The sequence below is a fragment of the Saccharothrix sp. 6-C genome, from assembly GCF_016695385.1.
Taxonomy (GTDB): Bacteria; Actinomycetota; Actinomycetes; order Mycobacteriales; family Pseudonocardiaceae; genus Actinosynnema; species Actinosynnema texasense.
On record NZ_CP064192.1, the window covers coordinates 5,306,591 to 5,324,221 of the forward strand.

The following is a 17,631-nucleotide window of genomic DNA, read 5'->3' on the forward strand; positions in this document are numbered from 1 at the left end:
TCAGCTCCCGCCCGCGACGTCCAGCAGGATGTCCGCGAGCACGTCCTGGCGGATCGGCGACGACACCTGGAAGCCGCGTGGCCCACCGGACTCCAGGGCGTCGCGGACCTCGTGGAACGACCTGTCCACGGCCTCGGCGACCTGCCGGGCCAAGCCGCTCGACTCCCACGAGCGCGGGTGGCGCACCTCCACCAGGAGGTCGCGCCCGCTGCGGGACGCGAGGATGTCGAGGGCGTGCGGCGAGCGGACCTCCGCGTCGGTGGTGATGTCCGCCGGGAGGTGGGTGACGGCGACGCCGTCCGCGCCGTCGGCGCTGTCCTGGCCGCCCAGGTAGTTGAAGCAGACCCGGGGCCGCACGGCGGCCAGCGTGGCCCGGTCCTCGCCGAGGCCCTCGTCGAACCGGAGCAGGGGGCCGAACCCGGCGCCCTTGTCCGGCAGCCGCTCGAACGAGTGGCGCACCGCGTCCAGGGTGTCCCCGACGCCCGGCTCGACCCGCACCAGGTGCGGGAACGTGCTGGTGAACCAGCCCACCGTGCGACTGAGGTCGTGGTCGCCCGCGATGGGCTCGCGACCGTGCCCCTCCAGGGTGAGCAGGACCCGGTTCCGACCGGTCACCGAGGCCAGCGCGCGCGCCACGACGGTCAGGACGGTCTCGGCGGCGCTCACGCCGTGCGCCTCGCGTGCCGCGTCGAGGAGCGAGAAGTCGTCGGTCTCCGCCAGCCGGACGACCGTCGTGGCCGTCTCGGACCGCGCCAGGTCGGTCTCGGCGAACACCTCCCCCGCGTCGCCGGCGGTTCGCGCGACGTCCAGCCAGTAGGGCAGCTGGGCGCGGAAGACGCCGTCCCGGGCACGCCGCCGCACCTCCGCCGTCCACGCCGGGAACGGCATGGTCTTGGCCGGCGCCTCGGCGTCGGGGTCCGCGAGCCAGGCGAGCAGGTCCTCCAGCACGACGCCCCACGACACGACGTCCACGGCGAGGTGGTGGATCGCGATGGCGAACTGCCCGCGCCCCTCGCCCAGGCCGGCGGCCAGGCTGACCACCGGGCCGCCCCGCACGTCCACCCGCGACTGCACCGTCCGCAGGTACTCCGCGAGGTCCGCGCCGGACAGCCCGGCCGGCGCCTGCTCGCCGTGCACGAGCGAGGGGGTGTCGACGTCCCGCACGTTCAGCCCGCCCCGGTCGTCCACTTCGACGCGCAGCAGGTCGTGGTGGCGCACGAGCCGTTGCGCGGCCCGCACCAGGCGGTCCAGCGGCGCGGGCGTCGCCGGCGTGACCAGCAGGCACTGGTTGAACACCGGGGCGCGGTCGCCGAGGTCGTCGAGGAACGACTGCTGGATCGGGCTCGGCGTGATCGGGCCGGACAGCGGCGTCGGGTCGTACACCCGCGGCCCGGCGCCGGCGCCCGCGGCCTCCGCCACCTTCTCGTCCAACGTCCGCAGCGTCGCGTTGCCGAGCAGGTCCGCGACCCGGACCGCGACGTCCCGCTCCTTGAGCCGGGCCACGATCTGGATCGCCTTGATCGAGTCGCCGCCCAGCGCGAAGAAGTTCGCGTCGATGTCGTCCACCGGGACGCCCAGCACGTGCCGCCACGCGTCGGCGAGCACCCGCAGCGAGTCGGTCTCCGGCGCCGCGGCCGACGCGGCCGCGGTGAAGTCGGGCTTCGGCAGCGCCGCCACGTCGACCTTGCCGCTGGCGTTCAGCGGCACCTCGTCCGCCCGGACGATGAACGGCGGCACCATGTAGTCGGGCAGCCGGCGCGCCAACGCCGCGCGCAGCACGGGCTCGTCGTGCTCCCGGCCCGCTTCGTACCCCACCCAGAGGCACAGGCTCCGGCTGCCCTCCGCGGTCTCGTGCAGACCCGCGTGCGCCCAGCGGACGCCGGGCTCGTCGAGCGCGACCTGGATGATCTCCGCCAGCTCGATGCGGTAGCCGCGCAGCTTGATCTGCTGGTCGACGCGCCCGGTGTAGTAGAGCAGCCCGTTGCTCTTGAAGGTGACGATGTCGCCGGTCTTGTAGAGCCTCTCGCCCGGGACCGAGGGCACCCGGACGAACCGCTCGGCGGTCAGCTCCGGCTGGTTCAGGTACCCGTCGGCCACGCCGCCGCCGCCGATGTGCAGCTCGCCGCTGACACCGATCGGGACCGGCCGCAGCCGCTCGTCGAGCACCCACAGCGAGGTGTCGCCGACGGCCCGGCCGATCGGGACGGCGTCGTCCTGGTCCAGCGAGTCGAGCGTGTGCACGGTCGCGAAGACCGTGGTCTCCGTCGGGCCGTACGCGTGGCCGATCCGGCCGGGCCCGAGCAGGTCGAACGCCCGCTTCACGTGCACCGGCGAGGCGATCTCCCCGCCGAAGATCACCTTGCGGACGCTGCCGAGCGAGCCCGGCACGTGGTCGACCATCGCGTTGAACATCGCCGTGGTGATGAAGAAGCTGGTGACCCCGTGCCGCTCGATCGTCGCGCCCAGCCGGTCGAGGTCCAGCACGGACTCCTTGGCCGGCAGCACGAGGGACGCGCCGTTGGTCAGCGCGCCGAACATGTCGTAGACGGAGCCGTCGAACGAGTAGTCCGAGATCATGAGGAACACGTCGCTCGGGTCGGCGGCGTAGAAGACGGACCGGTGGACCACGCGCAGCACGCTCCGCTGCCGGATCACCGAGCCCTTCGGCACGCCGGTGGTGCCCGAGGTGTACATGATGTAGATCTCGTCGGCGCTGCTGCCCGGCAGGTCGGGGTTCCCGGTGCCGGCCCTCGACCCCGCGAGCGCCGCGAGGTCCACGATCCGGAGCCGGTCGGAGATCAGCTCCGCCGCCTGCCCGCTGCGCGCGCCGGTGGTGAGGAGGATGTCGGCGCCCACGTCCCGCACCATCACCCGCAGGCGCTCGGCGGGGAACTCCGTGTTCAGCGGCACGTAGTGGCAGCGCGCCTTCAGCACGCCGAGGATGGCGACGACCATGTCGGCGGAGCGGTCCACGAGCAGCGCGACCGGCGAGCCGGGCGTCACCCCCAGCCGGGCCAGGCTGTGCGCGACCCGGTTGGCCCGGGCGTTCAGCTCCCCGTACGACAGGCGCTCGTCGTCGGTGATCAGCGCCGTCCGCTCCGGGTCGGCCGCGACGTGCTCCTCGAACAGCCGGGCGATGCCGCGCGTGTCCACCGGCGGCGCGGGCACCGTCGCGAACTCCCGGATCAGCTCCGCCTCGCGGGCGGGCACCAGGTCGAGCCCGTCCAGCGGGTCGTCGTCCGCGGCGGTGACGAACGACCTGAGCAGCGTGGCGTAGCGCTCCGCGTAGAGCGCCACGGTCTCCTCGCGGAACAGGGCGGTGGAGTACTCCCACTCCAGCAGCAGGGCGCCGTCGGCCTCCCTGGTGCTCAGCGTGATGTCGTACTTGGCGCTGCCGTCGTCGAACGGGATGACCCGCTCGTCGTCCGGCGTCAGCCCCATGTCGGTGTTCTGGTGCACGAAGCAGACGTCGAACAGCGGCCGGCGACCGGGCACGCGCGGCGGGTCCAGCTCCTCGACCAGGGCCTCCAGCGGGTACTCCTGGTGCTCGAACGCCTCCAGCACGGTCGTCCGCAGCTCGCGGAGGAAGTCGCCAACCCCGGTCGTGGGCGCGGCGGCGACCCGGAGGGGCAGCGTGGTGACGAACATGCCCACGAGGTCCTGGTAGGTCAGGTCCGGCCGGCCCATCACCGGCGCGCCGACCACGACGTCGCCCTGCCCGCTCAGCCGGGACAGCAACTGGTGGAAGACCCCGAGCAGCACCACGTAGAGGGTGACGTCGTGCTCGCGCGCATAGCGCTTCGCGGCCTGCAACGTCTCGCCGTCGACGGACGCGAAGAGCGTCGCGCCCGCCGCGGTGGCCGTCTCCGCCCGTTGCCGGTCGGTGGTGAGCTGGAGCGTCGGCGCGCCGTCGGCGAACCGGGAGACCCAGTAGTCGCGGTGCGGCCGCACGTCGTCGCCCGCCTGGCGCGCCAGCAACCCCCGGATCGCCGAGCGGTGGTCCCGGACCGGCGGCAGCGCCTTCCCCTCGGCGATGGCGCCGAGGTCGCGGAACAGGATGCCCATCGAGGTGCCGTCGGTGACGATGTGGTGGATGTCGATCGCCACGCACGACACGCCGTCGTCGAACTCGAAGTAGCCGACGCGGAACAGCGGCGCGGTGTCGAGGAGGAAGGGGCGGACGAACCGCCGCATCTCCCGGCGGGCCGCGTCCTCGTGCGCGTCACCCTCCGCGAGGGCGCCGAGCCGCCGGTGCTCGACCGCGACCGGCACCTCCGCGCGCACCCGCTGGAACGGCTCGCCGTCCCGCAGGTGGAACGTCGAGCGGAGGCTGTCGTGCCGCCGCACCAGCACGCGCAGCCACTGCTCCAGCTCGGCGACGTCCAGCGGGCCGGTGCGGATCGTCAGGCCGCTGACGTTGTACGCCACCGAGTCCTCGTCCACCTGGCTGGAGACGAACATGCTCCGCTGCGAAGCCGTCAGCGGCAGCTCGTAGTCCTCCACGACCCGTGCCGCGGGCGCCGGGCGGCGGGCCGACCCGCCCAGCCGCGACCGGACCAGCCGCTCGTCCACCCCGAAGTCGCGGACCACCGCGTCCGCGAACCCGTCGAACGTCGGCTTCGCCAGCAGCGTGGTCGGCGGGATGTCGACGTCGAGCACCGCGTTGAGCAGCTGCGTGATCTTCACCGAGGAGATGGAGTCGCCGCCGAGGGCGAAGAAGTCGTCCGCGCCGCGGATCACCGGGTAGCCCAGGACCTCCGACCACACCCCCGCGACCACCTTGCGGGGCACCGCGTCCACATCGGACTCGGCGAGCCCGTCGAGGCGTGGCGGCGCCGCCAGGATGACGCGGAGCCGGTCGACCGGATCGACCGGCGCCTGCTCGTCGACGCCGGGCGCCGGCTGCGCCCGGACCGTCTCGTCCCACAGCCGCACGTGGTGGAACAGCTGGGGCGGCAGCGGCACCCGCCGCACGTCCGCGTCCCGGTCGAGGCCGGCGAACGGCCGCGCGCGACCCGCGAGGAAGGCCGTGGCCGCGTCGGCGAGGTGCCGGAGGTCCCCGGGCCAGGACGACGGGACCTCGCGCAGCAGCACGCCGCCGTCCACCAGGCGGGTGTCGTCGGCCTGGCCGGGGTCCAGCAGCCGCCGCAGCCCGTCGCGCAGGCCCTCGACGGTCTCGCACAGGACGACCGCGCGGGCGGCCTGGTGCTCGCGGCCCACCTGCATGGTGAAGCACACGTCGGCCAGGCCGTGCCCGGGGTGGCGGTCGAGGTGCGCCAGCTGCGCCGCGGCGGTCCGGGCCAGCAGCTCCTCGGTCCGCGCCGAGATCGGGTAGAGCCGCGGCCCGCGCGCCGGGTCGGCCGTCGCCGCGCGGGTGGGCGCTTCCTCCAGCACCACGTGGCAGTTCGTGCCGCTGAGGCTGAAGCTGCTCACGCCCGCCCGGCGCGGGGTGTCGCCGGCCTCCCACTCGGTGAGGCGGTCGGCGACGTAGACCGGGGCGTTGGCGAGGTCGAGCAGCCGGTTCGGCACGTCGAAGTGGATCGACGGCGGGATGGTCCGGCGCTCCAGGCACAGCAGCGCCTTGATCAGCGAAGCCAGCCCCGCGACGCCGACCGTGTGGCCGATGTTCGTCTTCACCGAGCCGAGCGCGCAGAACTGCCTGCGGTCGGTGAACTCGGCGAACGCGCTGGTCAGGCCCTTGATCTCGATCGGGTCGCCCAGGGTCGTGCCGGTGCCGTGCGCCTCGATGTAGGACACCGACTCCGGCGCGATGCCGGCCCGCTTCCACGCGCTGACCAGCAAGTTCTTCTGCGCCTGCGCGTTCGGGGCGGTGAGGCCGTTGCTGCGGCCGTCGTTGTTGACCGCGCTGCCGAGCAGCACGCCGTAGACGTGGTCGCCGTCGGCGAGCGCGCGCGACAGCGGCTTGAGGTAGACCCCGGCCACGCCCTCGCTCCACACCGTGCCGTCGGCCGAGGCGTCGAACGCCCGCACGCGGTGCTCGGCGGACTCGGTCTCGTTGCCGAGGCTGGACGGGGACAGGAACAGGTTGATCGCGGCCACGAACGCGGTGTCGCAGTCGCCGTTGCGCAGCGCCTTGATCGCCGCGTCCACCGCGACCAGGCCGGACGAGCACCCGGTGTCGATGACGGTGGCGGGTCCGCGGAAGTCGAGCAGGTAGGACAGGCGGCTGGCCAGGATGCCCGACCACGACCCGGTGATGGCCGAGAAGTCCAGCTCCGAGAGGAACGGCAGGTAGGACGTGATCAGCCGGTGGGTGTGGTCGTTGCCGACGAAGACGCCGGTGTTGGACCCGTACAGCTCGCTCTTGGCGTACCCGGCGTCCTCCATCGTCTCGACCAGCACTTCGAGGAGGTTGCGGTGGTACGGGTCGAGCTGCGTGGCCACGTGCGGCGGGATGCCGAAGTACTCCGCGTCGAACAGGTCGACCCGGTCGAGGTAGCCGCCCTTGCGGACGGCCTCCGTGCCGCCCTCGACCCGCCGCAGGTCCTCCAGCCGCTGCGGCGGGAAGTCGCCGATCGACTCGCGGCCGTCGACCAGGTTGCGCCAGAACTGCTCCTTGTCCGGCGCGCCGGGGAAGCGGCAGGCGATGCCGACGACGGCGACGCGGTCGTCCTCCCGACCGGCGTCCCCGATCGCCCGGATGAACCCCTTCGCCCGGTCGACGTCCAGCGCCTCCTGCTTGACCTGCATGAGCAGGTACCGCAGCAGGTCCTTCTTCACTTCCGCGCTCGACGTCATCGCTGCTTCCCCCCGGCACCGTCGGTGTCGGCGAACATGGTCATGAGCTCGGCGTCACCGATCTCCTCCAGCACGTCCTGGAGCGACTGGTCCGCTCCCCCGACGTCCGCTCCCCCGACGTTCGCCGCCTGGGGCCCGGCCGCCCCGGACTCGGCCGCCACGCGCTCGTCGATGTAGCCGGCGAGGCTGGTGACGGTCGCGTAGGAGTACAGGTCGGCGATGTCGATCCGGCCGGGGTAGACGTCCTCGACCTTCTGCAGCAGCTGCGCCGTCATCAGCGAGTTGCCGCCCAGGTCCTGGAAGCTCGCGTGGGCGTCCACCTCGGCCAGGCCGAGGACGGCGCCGTAGACCGCGCCGATCCGCAGCTGGGTCTGGTCGGGGTCGGACAGGCCGACGAGGCGGACGTCGGTCACCTCCCCGCCGGCCGGCGTCGAACCCGTGCCCGCCCGCGCGACGGCCTCCGCGACGTCGTCCTCGAGCAGGAAGGGCATCTCGTCGAGGCGTTCCCGCAGCACGCCCAGGTCGAACCGGGACGGGATGGCGCCGTCGGCCGGGTGGCGCAGGAAGTGGCCCAGCCAGGCCACGCCGTCCTTCACGGTGAGCGCGCGGAACGGCGAGTCGCCGTCGCCGACCCCGTACTGCGCCGCCATGCCGACCTCGGACCACGTCGGCCAGTTGATCGACAGCGCGTCGACCCCCTCGGCCCGCGCCCGCGTGGCCAGCGAGTCCAGGAACGCGTTGGCGGCGCAGTAGTCGCCCTGCCCCTGCCCGCCGGTGACCGCGGTGATGGAGGAGAAGAAGACCAGGAAGGCGCCGGGGTGCTCCTTCGCCAGCGCCACCAGGGCGACGCCGCCGTCGACCTTGGGCGCCAGCACGGCGTCGAACACCGAACGGGGCTTGTTGGCCAGGAACCCGTCGCCCGCCACACCCGCGGCGTGCACGATGCCGCCCAGGGTGACACCCTCGTCCCGCAACCGGGCGGCCAGCCCGCGCACATCGGCCTCCCGCGACACGTCGCACACGACGTACTCCGCGGCGGCGATGCCCTGGACGCGCCGGGCGGTGTGCTCGTCCAAGGCGCGCCGGCCCAGCAGGATGATCCGCGCGGCGCCCTCGCGGGCCATCTCCTCGGCGACGCCGAGGCCGAGGCCACCCGCGCCGCCGCTGATCACGAACGTCCCGCCCGCGTACCGGGACCCGGCGGGGCCGTCCCCGGCCGGCTCCGGATCGGCCTCGGCGTACCGCAGGCGGCGCAGGAACGTCCGGGAGCCCCGCAGCGCCCGCATCACGCCACCCGCGCCGGTCAACGCCTCCCGGAGCAGCGGGGCAGGCTCCGCGTCCGCCCGCGCGTCCACCACGTCCACCAGCAGGTGCCGGTGCTCCTGCCCGACCACCTGCGCGAGCGCCTCGGTGGCGGCGGAGTGCGGGTCGGTGACGCCGTCGCCCGGCTCGACCCGCCAGGCGTCCCCGCCCAGCACCTTCAGCCCGTGCGCGAGCTTGACCCGGTGCGAGACGAACGCGCGGTACAGCTCGAACAGCCCGTCCACGCCGGCCGCCCTCCGCCGCGCGTGGGGGAGGTCCCCGGTCGCGGTGAAGTCGGTCGCGAACAGCACGCCCTCGACCAGCTCCCGCCGCAGCCGCTCGGCCAGCAGCCCCGCGCCGTCCTCGTCCAGGGCGAACACGTCCCGGCCGGTGTCGGTCCGCTCGCCCACGTAGCACGGGACGACCCGGTGCCCGAGCGCTCCGACCTCGGCGACCAGCCGCCTGCCCGCCGCGTTGTCGAGCACCACGGGCGCCCACACCGACGGCGCGGCGGCCTCGGCCGGCACCCGCGGCACCTCCAGCCACTCGGCCTGGAGGAACCGGCGCGGCCCCGCCAGGCTGAACCGCCGCCAGTCGACCTTCTTCACGGTGTAGTCGGTGATCCGCGCGAACGGGCGGCCGTCGGCGTCGAGCAGGTCCACGTCGTAGGTGATCGTCTGGCCGTCGCGGCTGTCGTCGCGGACCGTGCGGATCAGCGAGTAGCACGTCTCCGGCATGGGCCCGTGGAGCACGAAGCTCTTGTACAGGTAGGGCAGGAACGTCTCGCCGCTGTTCTGCGAGATGAGGTTCACCGCGTTGTCCAGCTTGGCCGGGTGCAGCCCGAACCCGTCGTCCGGCACGCCGTCCGGCAGCCGCAGCAGGGTCAGCGCGCCGGTCTGGTGCTTCCACACCGCGCGGACGTTGTCCCAGCGCGGGCCGAACTGGAACACGCCCGTGTCGGTCTCGGTGGGGTACGGGTCGGTCACGTCGACCGCGGCCGCCTTGAGGACGTCGAGGTCGACGGTGTCCGCCGGGCCGTCCTCGCGCAGCGGGCCGACCCGGCCTTCGACGTGGGTGACCCACTCGCCGGCCCGCGAGCTGGCCACCTGGAACGAGTACCCGTGCCCGACCCGGTCCAGCCGGGTGCGCACGGTGGCCTCCTCGCCCTCCTCGACGGAGAGCGGCACGAGGAAGAACACGTTCTCGAACCGCATGCTCCGCGTGTTCTCCAGCGCGGCCAGCGCGGCCCGCGCCATCTCCAGGTACGTCGTGCCCGGCACCACGGGCCGCTGCTCGATCCGGTGGTCGGAGAGCACCCAGTGCCGGTCGACCGACAGCCTGCTCTCGAACACGATCCCGCCGTCCGAGCGGCTGACCTCCACGCCCAGCAGGGGGTTGGCCTCGGCGGTGGCGAAGCCCCGCACGCTCGTCCTCATGGGCTTGGCCCAGTGGCGGGTCGGCTCGAACGGGTAGGTGGGCAGGGGCACCCGTCGGCGCGGCTCGTCGGCGTAGAACCCGGCGAACCCGACGCGGGCGCCCCGGACGTACGCGTTCGCCAGCTCGGTGAGGGCGGCGGCGTCGCCCCGCGCGCGGTACTCGGCGAGCTTCGCGTCGGCGGAGTCGGAGAGCCGCTTGCCGGTCTGGGCGGTGATGTCGCCGGGCCGCAGGTCGCCCCTCTTGTCGCTGACGACGGCGTGCACGCCGTGGAAGACGCCCCGCTGCTCGTCGGTGCCGAGGCCGCGCCGCCGGAGCCGGTCGACCGACTCGGCCAGCTCCTCCTTCGTCCCCGCGACGATCATGACGCGGTGCTCGTGGTGGCCGCGGCCGAGGTTGGAGGTGTAGCAGATGTCGGCGAGCGACCAGGGGCTGTCCGCGAGCACGGTCGCGTACCGGTCCAGCAGCGCGGTGAGCGCCGCCTCGGTCTTCGCGCTAACGGTGAAGCAGTAGCGCTCCCGCAGCTGGGGTTCGGCGCGGTACCGGGGCGCTTCCTCCAGCACGAGGTGGCAGTTGGTGCGGATGAAGCCGAACGAGCTGATCCCGGCCCGCCGGGGCTCGCCGCCGGTGTCCCACGGCACGAGCCGGTCGTTGACGTACAGCGGGCTGTCGGTGAAGTCGATGTAGGGGTTGGGCACGGCGAAGTTCGCCGACGGCGCGAGCAGCCCGGACTCGAGCGACTTCACCACCTTGGCCAGCGAGGCCGACCCCGACGCGGCCACCAGGTGGCCCATCGTGGTCTTGAGGGAGCCGATGCCGCAGAACTGCCTGCGGTCGGTGTGCCGGCGGAACGCGTTGGTCAGGCCCTTGACCTCGATCGGGTCGCCGAGCACGGTGCCCGTGCCGTGCGCCTCGACGTAGGTGATCGTCTCGGGCGGGACGCCGGCCTTGGCCCAGGCGTCGAGGACGACCCGCTCCTGCATCAGCGCGTTGGGCGCGGTGATGCTGTTGGACGTGCCGTCGTTGTTGATGGCGGAGGCCTTGATGACGGCGCGCACGTGGTCGCGGTCGGCCAGCGCCTTCTTCAGCGGCTTGAGCAGCACGATGCCCGCGCCCTCGCCCCACAGCGTGCCGTTCGCGCGGGCGTCGAACGTCCGCACGGTGTCGTCGTCCGAGACGACGCTGTCCATCGTCGCGCCGGACAGGAAGCTGGTCTTGGGCTCGCCGCCGGAGGACAGGTTGATGCCGCCCGCCAACGCCATGTCGCACTCGCCCAGGAGCAGGGACTGGATGGCCTGGTGCACGCTGACGCTGCCCGCGGAGCACGCGGTGTCGGTGTTGATGCAGGGGCCCTTGAGGTCGAGCACGTAGGAGATGCGGCTGGCGACCATCCCCTCCCACGAGCCGGACAGCTGCATCGGGTGCCGCTCGGAGAACATGCGGTAGTACGAGTAGTTCGACTGGTCGCGGCCGAGGAACACGCCGGTCCTCGACCCGACCGCGCTGTCGCCGCCGTAGCCCGCGTTCTCCAGCGCCTCGTAGGCCACTTCCAGCGCGATGCGCTGGTTCGGGTCCATGTAGTCCGCTTCGAGCGGGGGGATGCCGAAGAAGCGCGAGTCGAACTGGTCGATGCGGTCGAGGTAGCCGCTCACGGAGTAGAGCCGGTCGAGGTCGGCCTCGTCGACCGGCCGGCCCAGCAGGACCTCCGCGTAGTACGGGTTGCGGAGGATGTCGTACATGTCCTCCTTGCGCGACTGGGGGTAGTCGCGGATGCAGTCCCGGCCGACCTTGAGGAAGTCCCAGAACTGGTCGACGTCCTTGGCCTCGGCGAAGCGACCCGCCAGGCCGATGACCGCGATGTCCTCGTGCAGGTCGGCTTCCGACAGTTCGAGCAGCAGCCTCTTGGTGCGGTCGCGGTCGATCTGCTTGTTCACGAACTGCTCGAGGATGAAATCCTTCACGCTGTCCATCTGGTGTCCGTTTCCTCGAGAAGACCCTGCCTGTCTTCGACCGTGATCGCGCCCTGCTCCAGCAGGTCCAGCAACTTGTCGATGTCGCCCTCGTCGGCCTTCGCGGCGGCCGGCGGCGGGCTCGCGGCGGCCGGCGCGTCCACCCGCGACTTGGCTGCCAGGCAGGCCGCCTGGGCGGCGACGGTGGTGCAGCGGAACAGGTCCGTGATGTCCATCAGACCCGGGTAGCGCTCGTCGTAGAGCTTCAGCACCTGCGCCGTCAGCAGCGAGTTGCCGCCCAGGTCGCCGAACTCCTCGTGCGCGTCGAGCACGTCGAGGTCGAGCGCCTCGGCCCAGATCTCCGCGACACCCCGTTCGAGGTCACCGACGGAGTCCAGCCCGTGCAGCCGCACGGCACGTCCGCCCGAGCCGCGGCCGGCCTCGCGCGGCGCCTGCCGGGCGGGTTTCCGCATCCGCCCCGGCATCAGCACCGGCACGGTGTCCCCGGAGGCCATCAGGGCGTCGAGCAGGTCCACCGCCTCGGCGGTGTCCAGCGGCGGGAACAGCTCGTCCTCGTCGGCCGCGCCCATCCGCTCGGCGATCCCGGTCTCGCGCCACGCGGGCCACTGGACGCTCAGGCCGGGCAGCCCTTCCCGGTCGCGGCGCTGGGCCAGGCTGTCCAGCACCAGGTTCGCGGCGGTGTAGTCGGTCTGCCCCTGGTCGAGCAGGAGCCCGGCGATGCTGGAGAACGCCACGAAGTAGTCGGGCCGGTCGGCCAGCGTGGCCTCGTGCAGGTGCACCGCGCCCAGCGCCTTGGGGCGGTACACCCGCATGAACTCGTCGAAGTCCTTCGTGTACAGGAAGCCGACCCCGGGACGCCCGGCGAGGTGCAGGACACCGGAGATCCGGCCGTGCCGCTCGCGCAGCTCGCGCACGGCGCGGTCGACCGCCTGCCCGTCGCCCAGGTCGAGCCGGACGACCTCGAACACGTCCAGGTCGCGCTCGAACTCCGCCCAGTCCGGCCGGGTCGCGTCCGCGTGGTCGGACCCCAGCAGGACGAGCTTGCGCACGCCGCGCGACACCAGGTGCCGGGCCACGGCGGTGCCGAGGTCGCCCGTGCCGCCGGACACGAGGGTCACGCCGTCGCCGGGCGGCAGCGCCCGACCGCCGTCCCGCGCCGGGACGGGGTGCCGCTTCACGTGCGGCTCGTGCGGTCGCCCGTCCCGGTAGAGCAGGAACGGCGGCCGGTCGGCGCCCGCGGCCTCGGCCGCCAGCGCCGCCGGGCCGGTGCGCTCGTCGCTGTCGACGCAGCGGATGCCGAGGGCCTTATACTCCAGCGCGGCGACGCGCATCAGGCCGAGCAGCCCGGCCTGGCCGGGGTGCAACGCGGTCTCGTCGCCGGTGACCGCGAGCGCGTTGTGCGTCAGGGCCAGCAGCCCCCCGGCGAACACGAGCTGCCGGTCCGAGATGAGCTCGATCAGGCCCAGCGCCCGTCGCACCGGCTCGCTCGTGGCGTCGGCGAGCGAGGCGTCACCGGCGGGCAGGCAGGCCAGCACGCCGAAGGCGAACTCGCGACGCCCGCCCAACCGCTCGTCCGCGTCACCGGCGTCCGGCAGCAGGACGCAGTCGTAACCGGCGGACGCCAGCTCGCCGCGCACGCCGTCGAACGCGGCGCCGAAGTCACCGCAGAGCAGGACGGTCCCGCCGCCACCGCGCGTCGGGGCAGGCGGCGCGACCAGCCGGTAGGCCTGGACGTAGCCGTGCTCGCCGGCTCCGCGCACGTCGAGGTCGACCGCGGACTTGACGCAGTAGTTGTCCACGGTCAGCAGCACCCGGCCGGACGGGTCGACCACGGTCACGTCGAACGCGTGCAGCGCGCCGGCCACCGACTCCGGCCGCTTGCGGAAGTGGGCGAGCACGCGGGCGGGCAGGGAGTCGCGGATCGTCAGGACGCCGTAGGAGAACGGCAGGTACAGCCGCTCCTGGTCGTAGACGTTGCTCGGCGCGTTGATCACCGTGTCGAACAGCGAGGGGTGCAGGACGTAGTCGGCCAGCTCGGACCGGTACCGCGAGGGCAGCTCGAACTCGTAGAGCAGCTCGGCCGCCCCGGCGTCGGCGTGCCCGTCGCCCAGCGCCCCGGTCCAGCGGTCGCTGACGTCCAACCCCTTGGCGTGGTCGGAGCCCTCCGGCTCGCGCAGCGGGTGGTCCAGCCGCCGCCGCAGGCCCTCGACGTCGAGCGGCGGGACCGCGTCGGCCACGGCGCCGCGCACCAGCTCGGCCCGCGCGTTCTCCACCCAGCCGCCGTCGGCGCCGCGGCCGGCGATGGTGACGGCGGTGACGTCGCCCCTGGTCTCGAAGATGAGGTGCACCTCCTTGACCTCGCCGTCGGCGACCGCCAGCGGCGCGGCGAACAGGACGTCGCGCAGCACCACGTCCGACCCGGCCAGGCCGAGCCGCCGGGCCGCCGACACGACCATCTCGACCAGCCCGGTGCCGGGCAGCACGCCGACGCCGTGGATGCGGTGCTCGGCCAGCTCCCAGAAGTGCTCCGGGTCGAGCCGGCACACCACGATGTCGCGGTCGAGCGAGCGCACCACCTCCGCGCCGTCGATCAAGCCCCGGCGGCCCTGGCCGGCGGGTTCGACCCAGCACCGGGACCGCTCGAACGGGTAGGTGGGCAGCGGTGTCCGGCGGGCGCCGCCGGGCGCGGCCCGCCGCCAGTCGACCTCGGCGCCGCGGGCGTAGAGGGACGCCAGCCGGCGCAGCGCCGCGCGGTCGGCCGTCGGGGAGGCCACGGCCGCGGCCTCCCGGTCCAGCTCCTCGCGCTCGGCGTGGGTGAGGTCGTGCGGCTCGCGCTTCTCGCCGGCGTCCAGCACCAGGCGGAACGACCCCCGGCCGACGTCCGGGTTCGCGGCGACGCCGTCGACGTCCTCGATGTACCGCGCCAGCAGCGCGTCGAGCTCCGCCCGGCTCTCGAAGACGAACGCGGCGCGCACGCCGTGGTGCAGCCGGCCGACCGACGCGGTGAAGGCCAGGTCGGCGAGGTCGACCTCGTGGTCGGCCAGGAAGGCGCGGTAGCGCTCGGCGAGCCGGGCCAGCGCCCGGCCGTCGCGGGCGCTCAGGGGGAGCAGGAAGCAGGTGGGCGACTGCGCCCCGGCGCGGTCGCGGACCGGGACCGCGTCCGGGCCGCGCAGCACGAGGTGGCAGTTCGTCCCGCTCAGCCCGAAGCTGTTGATGCCCGCGTACAACGCCTCCCGCTCGTCGTCCGACCACGGCACGGTCCGGTCGTTGACGTACACGGGGGTCTGCGCGAAGGCGATGTTCCGGTTCGGCTCCTGGAAGTTCAGGCTCGCCGGCAGGACGCGGTGCTTCAGCGACAGGACGAGCTTGGCCAGCCCGACCAGGCCGGACGCGTTGTCCATGTGGCCGATGTTCGTCTTGACCGTGCCGATGCCGCAGAACTGCTTGCGCGCCGTCTGCCGGGAGAACGCCCGGTCGATGCCGCTGACCTCGACCGGGTCGCCGAGCCTGGTCGCGGTGCCGTGCGCCTCGATGAAGCTGATCTGCTCGGCCCTGACCCCGGCGTCGGCGAGGGCGTCGGTGATGAGGTCCGCCTGCGCGTCGGCGTTGGGCGCGGTGATGCCGTTCGACGCGCCGTCCTGGTTGACCGCGCCGCCCATGATGACGGCGTGGACGTGGTCGCCGTCGCGCTGCGCGCGGTCCAGGGACTTGAGCACGAGCACGACGCAGCCCTCGGCGGTGCTGGTGCCGTCGCCGCGGCGGTCGAACGTGCGGGTGCGGCGGTCGGCGGAGAGCGTGTCCTGGATGTCCTTGATGCCGATGCCGGACTCGTCGTCGGCGTCGACCGGCAGCAGGTCGGTCTTCACCGCGCCGACGATCGCCATCGAGCACTCGCCGTGCTGGATCGCGCGGTAGGCCGTGTAGGCGGCCACCAGGCCCGACGAGCAGGCCGTGTCGACGAGCAGCGACGGGCCCCTCAGGTCCAGCAGGTAGGCGATCCTGCTGGCGATCATCGACCGGATGTTGCCCGCGACCGCGATCTCGGGCGCGCCGGGGTCGATCGCCTGGACCACCGCCCGGTAGTCCTCGCCGAAGTCCGCCGACATGCCGGCGTACACGCCGACCTTGCCGCCGCCGATGTCCTTGTTCAGGTAGCCGGCGTCCTCCAGCGCGGCCCAGGCGGTCTCCAGGAAGATCCGCTGGTTCGGGTCGATCGACTTGGCCTCCTGCCGCGACAGCGAGAAGAACCGGTAGTCGAACTCCGACACGCTGGGCAGCCGGGCGCCGCCGGAGTAGCGCTCGGCGGCGATCGGCAGCCGCACGCCGCGCGCGGCGAGGTAGGCGTCCACGTCGGCGCGCCGTTCGGCCGACAGGTCGCGGTACCCCTCCTCGCCGCGCAGCAGGCTCGCGAAGAACCCGTCGAGGTCCTCCGCCTCGCCGACCCGGCCGCTCATCCCGATGATGGCGACGGGTCCGGCCTTCTTCCGCGGGCTGGAGCGGGTGACGCGCACCTCGGAGTCGTCCGGGAGCCGCGTCAGGTCGAGGTCGTCGAGACCGGGCAGGGAGCTCATGTGGCGAGGGCCCCCGCGATCGTCCGGAGGCCTGCGTCGCCGGTGCGCCGCAGGATCGACTCGACGCGGTCCCGCTGCTCGGCCTCGGGGACCTGCTTGGTCCTCATGATGGTCAGCAGCAGGTCCAGCGCGGTCTGCTTCTGCTCGTCGGACAGCGTCTCCTGGTCGAGCTTGGAGAGCTCCTGGAGCTTGCGGTACGGCAGGACGACACCCTGGTCGTACGCGGCGGCGTCGAAGTTCCGGTTCCGGGTGGCCGCGGCGGCGCCCAGGCACAGCCCCACCAGCCCCGGCTCGCGCTTCTTCAGCTCGACGAGCTGGTCGAGCACCGCGCGGACCCGCTCCGGCTCCTCGTCGAAGCTGTGCACCTCGCCCGAGCCGACGGCGCCCGTGAGCATCTTCTTCAGCACCTGCTTGGGCCCGACCTCCACCCACACCGCGGCCTTGCGCTCCACCAGGGACGCCACGATGGCGCTCCAGCGGACCGGGCTGGTCAGCTGCACGGCCAGCGACTCCCGGATGCTCTGGGGGCTCTCGTGCGCCTCGCCGGTGACGTTGCTGTAGACCGGCACGGTCGGCTCGGTGAACTCGACCTCGTGCAACGCCTCGGTGTACGCGGGCACCGCGTCCGCCATGAACGAGCTGTGGAACGCGCCGGCCACGTTCAGCTTGACCACCTTCGCCCCTCGGTCCTCGAGGTGGGCGGTCAGGCCCTTCAGGTCGTCCAGCGTGCCCGACAGCACGGTCTGCGCCTCGGCGTTGTAGTTGGCCACCTGCACGTCGTGGCCGCCGGAGTTGAACTCCTCCACGCACTTCTCGACGTCGGCGACCGGCATCCGCACCGCGGCGACCATCCCGGTGCCGCTCTCCGCGACGCAGCTCTCCATCGCCTCGCCGCGCGCCTTGACCAGCCGCACGGCGTCCTCGAACGTCAGCGCGCCCGCCGCGAGCAGCGCGGTGATCTCACCCAGGCTGTGCCCCGTCATGGCCGACACCGGGATCTTCCGGTCCTCGGTCATCACCTCGTACATCGCGTAGCTGAGCACCAGCAGCGAGACCTGCGCGAACCTGGTCCGGGTCACCTCCGCCGGCGGCGCGGTGAAGCAGAGGTCGGCCAGCGAGTAGCCGACGAGGTCGGACGCCTGCCCGAAGCGGTCCCGGACGACCCGGTTCCCGTCGAACCACCGCTTGCCCATGCCCGCGAACTGGGAGCCCTGCCCCGGGAACACGATCACGAGATCCTTCATGACTGCACCTTCTCCTTCGACGCGGGCGGAGCCAGGGCTCCGAGGAGCTTCACGTGGCCGCCCAGCAGCTGTTCCACCCGCGCGGGGTCCACCTCGCGGGCGTGGTCGATCCGGACCGAGACGGCGTCGGACCCGACGTCCACGGCGAACACGAGGTCGAAGTGGCCGAGCAGGTCGGCGTCCTCCACCTGCCGGGCGGCGCCGCACGCGACGGACACCGTGCCGTCGACGCCCCGGCAGGCGACGAACCGCTCCAGGTCGATCCGGTCGTTCCGGTCGCGCTGCCGCCGGTAGTCGTCGAAGACCTCGGCGAGGTCGGCCTTCCCGGCGAAGTCGAACCGGACCACGACC

5 protein-coding genes (1 of these 5 running past the window's edge) are annotated in these 17,631 nt (G+C 73.2%); all 5 read right to left on the minus strand.

Annotation, left to right across the window (positions count from 1 at the left end; translation table 11 throughout):
* Tightly spaced (each overlapping or abutting the next), the 5 genes in view from IOD16_RS22180 to IOD16_RS22200 form a layout consistent with a single transcriptional unit that may run on beyond the window.
* On the minus strand, positions 1 to 6,759 hold the full coding sequence (locus IOD16_RS22180) for a non-ribosomal peptide synthetase (protein WP_201435967.1): 6,759 nt from the start codon (positions 6,757 to 6,759) through the stop codon (positions 1 to 3).
* Positions 6,756 to 11,465, minus strand: a complete 4,710-nt coding sequence (locus tag IOD16_RS22185) for an SDR family oxidoreductase (protein ID WP_201435968.1) — start codon at positions 11,463 to 11,465, stop codon at positions 6,756 to 6,758. Before IOD16_RS22185 ends, IOD16_RS22180 begins: the two co-directional genes overlap by 4 nt.
* Positions 11,453 to 16,036 carry a type I polyketide synthase gene (locus IOD16_RS22190; protein WP_201435969.1) on the minus strand — a complete coding sequence of 1,528 codons (4,584 nt, stop codon included), beginning with the start codon at positions 16,034 to 16,036 and terminating at the stop codon, positions 11,453 to 11,455. The genes IOD16_RS22185 and IOD16_RS22190 overlap by 13 nt, the downstream gene beginning before the upstream one ends.
* Positions 16,033 to 17,280 carry an ACP S-malonyltransferase gene (locus tag IOD16_RS22195; RefSeq protein WP_201435970.1) on the minus strand — a complete coding sequence of 416 codons (1,248 nt, stop codon included), beginning with the start codon at positions 17,278 to 17,280 and terminating at the stop codon, positions 16,033 to 16,035. The genes IOD16_RS22190 and IOD16_RS22195 overlap by 4 nt, the downstream gene beginning before the upstream one ends.
* Positions 17,277 to 17,631, minus strand: partial view of a non-ribosomal peptide synthetase/type I polyketide synthase gene (locus tag IOD16_RS22200; RefSeq protein ID WP_201435971.1) — the end only. Its footprint extends 9,554 nt past the window's final position; 355 of the gene's 9,909 nt are visible here — the last part of the coding sequence; the start codon falls outside the window, past its right edge; its stop codon occupies positions 17,277 to 17,279. Before IOD16_RS22200 ends, IOD16_RS22195 begins: the two co-directional genes overlap by 4 nt.